This is a genomic window from uncultured Zoogloea sp. (assembly GCF_937894855.1).
In the GTDB taxonomy this organism is placed as follows: Bacteria; Pseudomonadota; Gammaproteobacteria; order Burkholderiales; family Rhodocyclaceae; genus Zoogloea; species Zoogloea oryzae.
The window spans coordinates 1-8,625 of record NZ_CALAYQ010000041.1 but is presented as its reverse complement, the minus strand read 5'-3'; the positions used below and the strand labels follow the sequence as shown (position 1 = coordinate 8,625).

9 protein-coding genes and 1 tRNA gene are annotated in these 8,625 nt (G+C 62.4%); all 10 read right to left on the bottom strand.

What is annotated here, in order from left to right:
- On the bottom strand, positions 1-499 hold a 499-nt coding region (infC, locus tag Q0672_RS05820), incomplete at its 3' end, for a translation initiation factor IF-3 (RefSeq protein ID WP_367179939.1).
- Between the two features lie 27 nt (positions 500-526).
- Positions 527-2,443, bottom strand: a complete 1,917-nt coding sequence (gene thrS / locus Q0672_RS05815; RefSeq protein WP_298620667.1) for a threonine--tRNA ligase — start codon at positions 2,441-2,443, stop codon at positions 527-529.
- A gap of 148 nt (positions 2,444-2,591) precedes the next feature.
- Positions 2,592-2,668, bottom strand: a tRNA-Val gene (locus Q0672_RS05810).
- Between the two features lie 52 nt (positions 2,669-2,720).
- The gene (locus Q0672_RS05805; protein WP_298620665.1) at positions 2,721-3,515 is read right to left on the bottom strand and encodes a 3'-5' exonuclease; all 795 of its coding nucleotides are present in this window, start codon (positions 3,513-3,515) and stop codon (positions 2,721-2,723) included.
- 8 nt (positions 3,516-3,523) lie between these two features.
- Complete coding sequence (gene cysM, locus Q0672_RS05800) at positions 3,524-4,414, bottom strand: cysteine synthase CysM (RefSeq protein WP_153160437.1); 891 nt, start codon at positions 4,412-4,414, stop codon at positions 3,524-3,526.
- Between the two features lie 171 nt (positions 4,415-4,585).
- The gene (locus tag Q0672_RS05795) at positions 4,586-5,908 is read right to left on the bottom strand and encodes a UDP-glucose/GDP-mannose dehydrogenase family protein (RefSeq protein WP_153160438.1); all 1,323 of its coding nucleotides are present in this window, start codon (positions 5,906-5,908) and stop codon (positions 4,586-4,588) included.
- Between the two features lie 91 nt (positions 5,909-5,999).
- The gene (gene lapB, locus Q0672_RS05790) at positions 6,000-7,172 is read right to left on the bottom strand and encodes a lipopolysaccharide assembly protein LapB (protein WP_153160439.1); all 1,173 of its coding nucleotides are present in this window, start codon (positions 7,170-7,172) and stop codon (positions 6,000-6,002) included.
- A gap of 3 nt (positions 7,173-7,175) precedes the next feature.
- Positions 7,176-7,484 carry a lipopolysaccharide assembly protein LapA domain-containing protein gene (locus Q0672_RS05785; RefSeq protein ID WP_284188257.1) on the bottom strand — a complete coding sequence of 103 codons (309 nt, stop codon included), beginning with the start codon at positions 7,482-7,484 and terminating at the stop codon, positions 7,176-7,178.
- Between the two features lie 102 nt (positions 7,485-7,586).
- A complete protein-coding gene (locus Q0672_RS05780) occupies positions 7,587-7,871 on the bottom strand; it encodes an integration host factor subunit beta (protein WP_079434022.1) in 285 nt (94 codons plus the stop codon).
- Positions 7,872-7,882: 11 nt separating this feature from the next.
- A partial coding sequence (locus Q0672_RS05775) for a S1 RNA-binding domain-containing protein (RefSeq protein WP_298620659.1) occupies positions 7,883-8,625 on the bottom strand: 743 nt, incomplete at its 5' end.

Genomic DNA, 8,625 nt, shown 5'->3' with positions numbered 1-8,625 from the left:
TGACCATGATCATCTGGCGCCCTTCCATCTTCGGCATCTGCTCGACCTGACCGATCTCTTCCAGATCGTTCTTGACGCGCTCGAGCTGACGCATGCCGAATTCCTGGTGAGCCATTTCACGGCCACGGAAACGGAGGGTCACCTTCGCCTTGTCGCCTTCGTTCAGGAACTTGATGAGGTTACGCAGCTTGATCTGGTAGTCGTTCTCGTCCGTACCCGGACGGAGCTTCACTTCCTTGACCTGAATCTGCTTCTGCTTCTGCTTGGCTTCGTGGGCCCGCTTGGCTTCTTCGTACTTGTACTTGCCGAAGTCCATCAAGCGGCACACGGGCGGCTTGGCCATCGGTGCGATCTCGACGAGATCCACACCGGCTTCATCCGCTGCTTCCAGGGCAGCACGCAAAGTGACGATGCCGATCTGCTCACCGTCCTCACCTGTCAAACGCACCTCCGGCGCATTGATTTCGCCGTTGACGCGCAGCTTCTTATCCTGAGCGATGGTTTAATTCTCCAAAAAAACAAAAAGTTAGGCCGTGCCAGCGAACGTGGAAATTTCACGCTGCCAACGCTCGACAACCGTATCGAGGGACAATTGGCCGAGGTCTTGATTACCCCGGGCGCGCACGGCCACCACACCAGCTGCCTTTTCCTTGTCACCAACAACAAGCAGATAAGGCAGCTTACGTACGCTATGTTCGCGTATTTTATAAGTAATTTTCTCGTTGCGCAAATCGGCCTCGACGCGGAAGCCCTTGGCGCGCAGCGCCTTGACAACATCCGTGACGTAATCGGCCTGCGCCTCGGAGATGTTCAGCACCACCGCCTGCACCGGCGACAGCCACAGAGGCAGCGCACCGGCGTGGTTTTCGATCAGGATGCCGATGAAGCGCTCCAGCGAACCGAGGATCGCCCGGTGCAGCATGACGGGGCGGCGACGGCCATTATCTTCAGTCACGTACTCCGCATCGAGGCGCTCCGGCAGCACGAAGTCGAGCTGCATGGTGCCGCACTGCCACGAGCGACCGAGGGCGTCCTTCACGTGATATTCGATCTTCGGACCGTAGAAGGCACCCTCGCCCGGCAGCTCTTCCCACTGGTGACCGGAGGCCGCCAGCGCTTCACGCAAGCCGGATTCGGCCTTATCCCAGATCTCGTCGCTGCCAGCGCGCTTTTCAGGGCGCAGGGACAGCTTGACCGCCACATCGGTGAAGCCGAAATCGCGATACACGCGGGAGAGCAGCTCGTTGAAGGCGGTGACCTCGGACACGATCTGGTCTTCGGTGCAGAAGATGTGGGCATCATCCTGCACAAAACCGCGCACACGCATCAGGCCGTGCAGCGCGCCGGACGGCTCGTTGCGATGGCAGGAGCCGAACTCGGCAAGACGCAGCGGCAGATCGCGGTAGGAATGCAGGCCGTGGTTGTAGATCTGGACGTGGCCCGGGCAGTTCATCGGCTTGATCGCGTAATCACGCTTTTCCGATTCGGTGGTGAACATGTTGTCCCGGTAGTTGTCCCAGTGGCCGGACCGCTCCCACAGCTGGCGATCCATCACCAGCGGGGTCTTCACCTCCTGGTAGCCGGCATCGGTGAGCACTCGGCGCATGTACTGCTCGATCTGCTGCCAGAGCGTCCAGCCATGGGGGTGCCAGAACACCATACCCGGCGCCTCATCCTGCAGGTGGAAGAGATCCAGTTGCTTGCCGAGGCGACGGTGATCGCGCTTCTCGGCTTCTTCCAGCATGTGCAGGTAGGCTTCCTGGTCTTCCTTCTTCGCCCAGGCGGTGCCGTAGATGCGCTGCAGCATCTCGTTCTTCGAGTCGCCACGCCAGTAGGCGCCCGCGACCTTCATCAGCTTGAAGACCTTGAGCTTGCCGGTGGACGGCACGTGGGGACCGCGGCACAGGTCAGTGAAGTCGCCCTCGCGGTACAGCGAGACATCCTGATCAGCAGGAATCGAGGCGATGATCTCGGCCTTGTAGTGCTCGCCGATGGACTTGAAGTAGGCCACCGCCTCGTCGCGCGGCAGCACGCTGCGCTCGACCGGAATGTCGCGCTTGGCGAGCTCCTGCATGCGCGCTTCGATCTTCTCGAGATCTTCGGGCGTGAACGGGCGCTTATAGGAGAAGTCGTAGTAGAAGCCGTTCTCGATCACCGGCCCGATGGTCACCTGGGCGTCCGGGAACAGTTCCTTCACCGCATAGGCCAGCAGGTGAGCAGTGGAGTGCCGGATGATCTCGAGGCCGTCCGCGTCCTTGTCGGTCACGATCGCGAGGGCGGTATCGTTTTCGATGAGGTGGGAGGTATCGACGAGCCGGCCGTCGATCTTGCCGGCCAGTGCGGCGCGGGCCAGGCCGGTACCGATGGAGGCGGCAACCTGGGCAATCGTCACGGGCTGCTCGAAACTGCGTACGGAACCGTCGGGCAAGGTGATGTTGGGCATGATGGCTCGCTCCGGGAAAATTCAGGGCAAAAAAAAAGTGCGGACGAGCCGCACTTTTTCTTTTTTGGAAAACGCCTTACAGCAGACTCGGTATTGCTTAGTCCTGCTTGCTGCAAGTTCGAGACATTCGTTTTCCTTCTTAGGTGTTTGGTAGGCGCGATTGGACTCGAACCAACGACCCCCACCATGTCAAGGTGGTGCTCTAACCAGCTGAGCTACGCGCCTAAGAAGCCCGCATTATAGACGAGCCCTGAAAGTTGTCAACCTTTCGTTGAGATTATCTGGATTCAGGCCACGCGGCGAGAAAACGCTCCCAGTGCGTGCCGGCCAGCCGGCCAAGGGATTCACGCACGAAGGCGATCTCGGCGTCGTACTGGACTTTGTCGAAAACACCGCGCATCAGCTGGAAGCGCAGGAACACCAGATAGGTGTTCACCACGTCGGTCTCGCAGTAATCGCGGATCTCGGCGATCTTCCCTTCCCGATAGCCCTGCCACACGGCCGAGCCGTCCATCCCCAGCTTGCCCGGAAAACCCATCAGCTTGGCAAGATCATCCAGCGGCGCGCTGGCCCGGGGCTGGTACAGCGCCAGCAGATCCATCAGATCCAGGTGCCGGGTGTGATAGCGGCCGATGTAGTTGTTCCACTTGAAATCGCGGGAGTCGGTGTAGTCGCCATCCCCCAGATCCCAATAGCGCGGCGCACTGACACCGTGGAGCATGCCCCGGTAGTGCAGCACAGGCAGATCGAAGCCGCCGCCGTTCCACGAGACGATCTGCGGGGTGAACTTCTCGACACCATCGAAGAAGCGCTGGATGAGTTCGCCCTCGGTGCATTCCGGCTCGGAGAGCGAGAACACCCGAAACTGGCTCATGTCCCGCAGGGCGCAAGAGATCGTCACCACCCGCTGGAGGTGGTGCGGCAGGAAATCCGTGCCGTTGCTGGCGCGACGCTGCTGGAACGCGAACTCCGCAACCTCATCCGCCCCCAGATCAGCCGGCAGGCCGTGGAGCTGGCGGATGCCCTCCACGTCGGGGATCGTCTCGATATCAAAAACAAGCGTGCTGGCCATACCGATCTTCAGGCGGGAAAGACACCAGTGGAAAGATAGCGGTCGCCACGGTCGCAGACGATGGAAACGATCACCGCGTTCTCGAGCTGCTCGGCCAGGCGCAGGGCCACGGCCAGCGCGCCACCGGATGAAATCCCGGCAAAGATGCCCTCCTCCCGCGCGAGGCGACGGGTCATCTCTTCGGCGTCCGCCTGGGAGACGTATTCGAGCTGATCGACCCGGGCCTTATCGTAGATGCGCGGCAGATAGGCTTCCGGCCACTTGCGGATGCCGGGGATCTGCGCTCCGTCCGCCGGCTGGCAGCCGACGACACGAACCGCCGGGTTCTGCGACTTGAGGTAGGTGGACACGCCCATGATCGTACCGGTGGTGCCCATGCTGCTCACGAAGTGAGTGATCGTGCCGCCGGTCTGTGCCCAGATCTCGGGGCCGGTGCCGTCGATGTGAGCCTGGGGGTTGTCCGGGTTGGCGAACTGGTCGAGGATCACCCCACGGCCTTCGTCACGCATCCGCTCGGCCACGTCGCGAGCCAGCTCCATGCCGCCCTCCTTGGGCGTCAGCACCAGCTCGGCGCCAAAGGCACGCATGGTCTGACGGCGCTCGATGCTCTGGTTCTCAGGCATCACAAGGATCATGCCGTAGCCGCGGATCGCCGCCGCCATCGCCAGCGCGATGCCGGTATTGCCGCTGGTGGCTTCGATCAGGGTCTGACCGGGCTGGATGTCGCCGCGAGCCTCGGCCCGCAGGATCATCGACAGCGCCGGGCGATCCTTCACCGACCCCGCCGGATTATTGCCCTCGAGCTTGGCAAGGATGACGTTGTTGCGGCCCGCGGTGATGCGCTTGAGCCGGACCAGCGGGGTCTGGCCCACGTAGTCTTCGAGTGTCTTGAATTCCATGGTTCGATTCTGTCCGATGTCGGGTGAAACGATGATAGCGAATGCCGCTCAGTAACACGCAAAGCAAGTGACGCGCCATCGCGCACCACACTGCCCCAGCCTGCATCTGCAAGCAAAAAGGGGCTTCCAGCGGAAGCCCCCGGGACGCTTTGTCGGCTTTGCGCCAGCCTTTTACGGACGGCCGATGCTCAGGTAGGTGAGGCCGGCCTGACGCGGCAGGGCCGGATCGAAGATGTTGCGGCCATCGAAGATCAGCGGGCTCTTGAGCTTGGCCTTGATGGCGTCAAAATCCGGGCTGCGGAATTCCTTCCACTCGGTGACGATCACCAGCGCGTCGGCGCCGTCGAGGGCCTGCATCGGCCGGTCGGCGTAGGTGAGGCGCGCTTCATCGCCAAAGATGCGGCGGCTCTCGTCCATCGCCACCGGGTCGTAGGCCGTGACAGTTGCGCCGCGGCGGAACAGCTCGGCGATGATCACCCGGCTGGGCGCCTCGCGCATGTCGTCGGTGTTCGGCTTGAAGGCCAGGCCCCACAGGGCGAAGTGCTTGCCGGAGAGATCCTCGCCGAAACGCGAGACGATCTTGTCCACCAGCACCAGCTTCTGGGCGTCGTTGGCGTCTTCGACGGCGTTGAGCACATGCAGCGCATGGCCCGCGTCGGCGCCGGTCTTGATGAGCGCCTTCACGTCCTTCGGGAAACACGAACCGCCGTAGCCGCAACCGGCGTACAGGAAGTGATAGCCGATCCGCGGATCGCTGCCGATGCCCTGGCGCACCAGTTCGATGTCGGCACCCAGGCTCTCGGCCAGCAGCGCCAGCTCGTTCATGAAGCTGATCCGGGTGGCGAGCATGGCGTTGGCGGCGTACTTGGTCAGCTCGGCGCTGCGCAGATCCATGATCAGCAGCTTTTCGTGGTTGCGCTGGAAGGGCGCGTACAGGGCCTTCATCAGGAAGATCGCCTGGTCGTCCTCGGCGCCGACGACGATGCGGTCGGGACGCATGAAGTCGTCCACCGCCGCGCCTTCCTTCAGGAACTCGGGGTTGGACACCACGCTGTAGGGAATCGATTCGCCACGGGCATCGAGTTCGGCCCGGACGGCGGCCTTGACCTTGTCGGCGGTGCCCACCGGCACGGTGCTCTTGTCGACGATCACCTTGTAGTCGGTCATGTGGCGGCCGATGGAACGGGCGGCAGCCAGCACGTACTTGAGGTCGGCCGAGCCGTCTTCATCGGGCGGCGTGCCAACGGCGATGAACTGGATGGTGCCGAACTGCACGGCTTCCTGGACGTCGGTGGTGAAGTGCAGCCGGCCGGCCGCCACGTTGCGGGCGACGACATGATCGAGACCCGGCTCGTGGATGGGGATGCCACCTTCCTTCAGGATGCGGATCTTCTCCGGATCCAGATCGAGGCACAGCACGTCGTTGCCCATCTCAGCAAGACAGGCCCCGGACACGAGACCCACATAACCGGTACCGACCACGGTGATTTTCATGTTTTGATTCCCGAGACGAAACTAGATAAACCGAACTGGAAACTGGCATCCGGGCGGACTGCGCCGCCTGCCAGACAACCCGCCGCAAAGGCTAGGGCGAGAGATCGAATTCTTCGGTGCGTTTGGGCGGATAGGTTTCCCAGCCACCGCAGGCCGGACATCGCCAGTAGAACTGACGCGCCTTGAAACCACAGGCGTCACAGCGATAGCGCGCCACCCGCCGGGTGTGGCCATGCACCAAGCCCTTCACGAGCTCGATGTCGGTACGCTGCTCGACCGGCGCGGTGAGCAGGGCCGCTTCGAGGAGCTTGTCGAGGCCCAGCAGGGTGGGGTTGCGACGCAGTTCGTCGCGCACCAGCTGATACGCCGCCTGCGGGCCTTCCTTCTGCAACTCCCACTGGAACAGCGCGTCGAGCAGATCCAGCGACGGGTATTGATCGAGGAAGCTGCGCAGCAACTGCATGCCCTGCTCCAGCTGCCCGAGGCGCCGGTAGGCATCCATCAGACGCTCGGCCACCAGCGCGAGGTAGACCGGATTCTGGCTCTCGATCTTCTTCCAGGCCTCGAGCGCCGCCGCGTCGTCGCCCCGCGCCGCGTGCAGGTCGCCCAGCAACATGCTGGCCCGCACCGACTTGCGGTTCATCTCGAGGGCGCGACCAAGACTTGCAAGGCCTTCATCGAAGCGCGAATTGGCAATATCTGCGCTCGCCAGCTCACAGTGGAAATTGGAGACTTCCTTTTCCCACAGCACGCCTTCGTGGGGCAGCGCCTCGGCGATCTCGATGGCCTTGCGCCAGTCTTTTTCCTGCTGGTAGATGTCGAGCAGGTTCTTCAGGGCGAAATCGTTCAGGCGCGTGCCACGCAGCTTGACGAAGATCGCTTCGGCGCGATCGAGCAGGCCGGCTTTCAGGAAATCCAGCCCTAGCTCGGATAGCGCCTGCTGACGCTGCTCGTCGGAGAGGTCGTCCCGATCCACTAGGTTCTGATGCATCCGGATCGCGCGATCCGTCTCACCGCGGCGGCGGAACAGGCTGCCGAGGGCGAAATGCAGCTCGACGGTCTGGTTGTCAATCTTGACGGCCTCGATGAAGGCGTCGATCGCCTTGTCAGGCTGTTCGTTGAGCAGGAAATTGAGGCCGGTCAGGTAAGTGCGCGGAAGCGCACGGGATTCCCGGACCAGGTGTTTGATGTCGATCCGCGCCGCCAGCCAGCCCAGCGCAAAGAACAGCGGGAAGGCGAGAAGCCACCAGAGTTCGAATTCCATGAATCAGTAGCTCTCGGGGAGATCGGGCCCGTGGGCCAGGGGGAGCGTGTTCCGTCCTTCTGCGGGCGCCGGGCTGCCCTGCCTGCCGCGCAGGTGACCGATTTCCCGGTGCTGGCGGTAAAGCGTGGCCACCGTGGCCGTCACGCCGATCAGCACACCGATCACGACGAACAGGAGGATCACCAGCACCAGCGGCACATGCCACTCGGCGCCAAAGAAAAAGCGCAGCACGACCACGTCGTCGTTCTTGACGGCGAAGCCGAACAGCAGGAGGAACAGAAACAGCCGGAAAAGCCAGATGAGAGCGCGCATCGCGGAATTATCCCTGACGCGGGCAAAAAAAAGAAGGCGGCCTGAGCCGCCTTCCTGATCGAGCCTGGGACCTCACGGACCCCGGCGCCGGGCGTCGACGGGTTACCCCATCATGTCGACGCGTTCGCGCAATTCCTTGCCTGCCTTGAAATGCGGAACATACTTCTCCGGCACCTGTACCTTCTCCCCCGACTTGGGATTACGCCCGACACGGGGAGGACGGTAGTTCAAGGCAAAGCTGCCAAATCCGCGGATCTCGATGCGATCACCCCGCGACAGGGCGTCGGTCATCGCATCGAGAATCATCTTGACCGCGAACTCGGCGTCCTTCGCGACCAGCTGGGGAAAACGCTCCGCCAGCCGGGCGATGAGCTCCGACTTGGTCATGCCCGAACCGCTTACTTCTGCTCGTTGAGCTTGGCCTTCAGCAGCGCACCGAGGTTGGTGGTGCCGCTGGCAGCGGAGCCGCTGTCAGACGCCAGCTTGCTCATGGCTTCGTTCTGCTCGACCTGATCCTTGGCACGGATCGACAGGTTGATGCCGCGGGTCTTGCGGTCAACGTTGACGATCAGGGCTTCGACGGAGTCACCAACCTTCAGCAGCTGGGACAGGTCATCCACGCGGTCGCGGGAGAACTCGGAAGCACGCAGGTAGCCTTCGACATCGCTGTTCAGGGCGATCACGGCGCCACGGGCATCCACGGTCTTCACGGTGCCGGTCACGAGGGTGTTCTTGTCGTGGGTGGCGATGAAGTTGGTGAACGGATCCCCATCGAGCTGCTTGATGCCGAGGGAGATGCGCTCCTTCTCGACGTCGATGTTCAGCACCACGGCCTCGACTTCGTCGCCCTTCTTGTACTGGCGGACAGCTTCTTCGCCAGACAGGGACCAGGACAGGTCGGACAGGTGAACCAGACCATCGATGCCGCCTTCCAGGCCGATGAACACGCCGAAGTCGGTCAGGGACTTGATCTGACCACGGACCTTGTCGCCCTTCTTGTGGTTGATGGCGAAATCGTCCCACGGGTTGGACATGCACTGCTTCATGCCCAGGGAGATACGGCGACGGTCTTCGTCGATCTCGAGAATCATCACTTCGACTTCGTCGCCCAGCTGGACAACCTTGGTCGGGTGGATGTTCT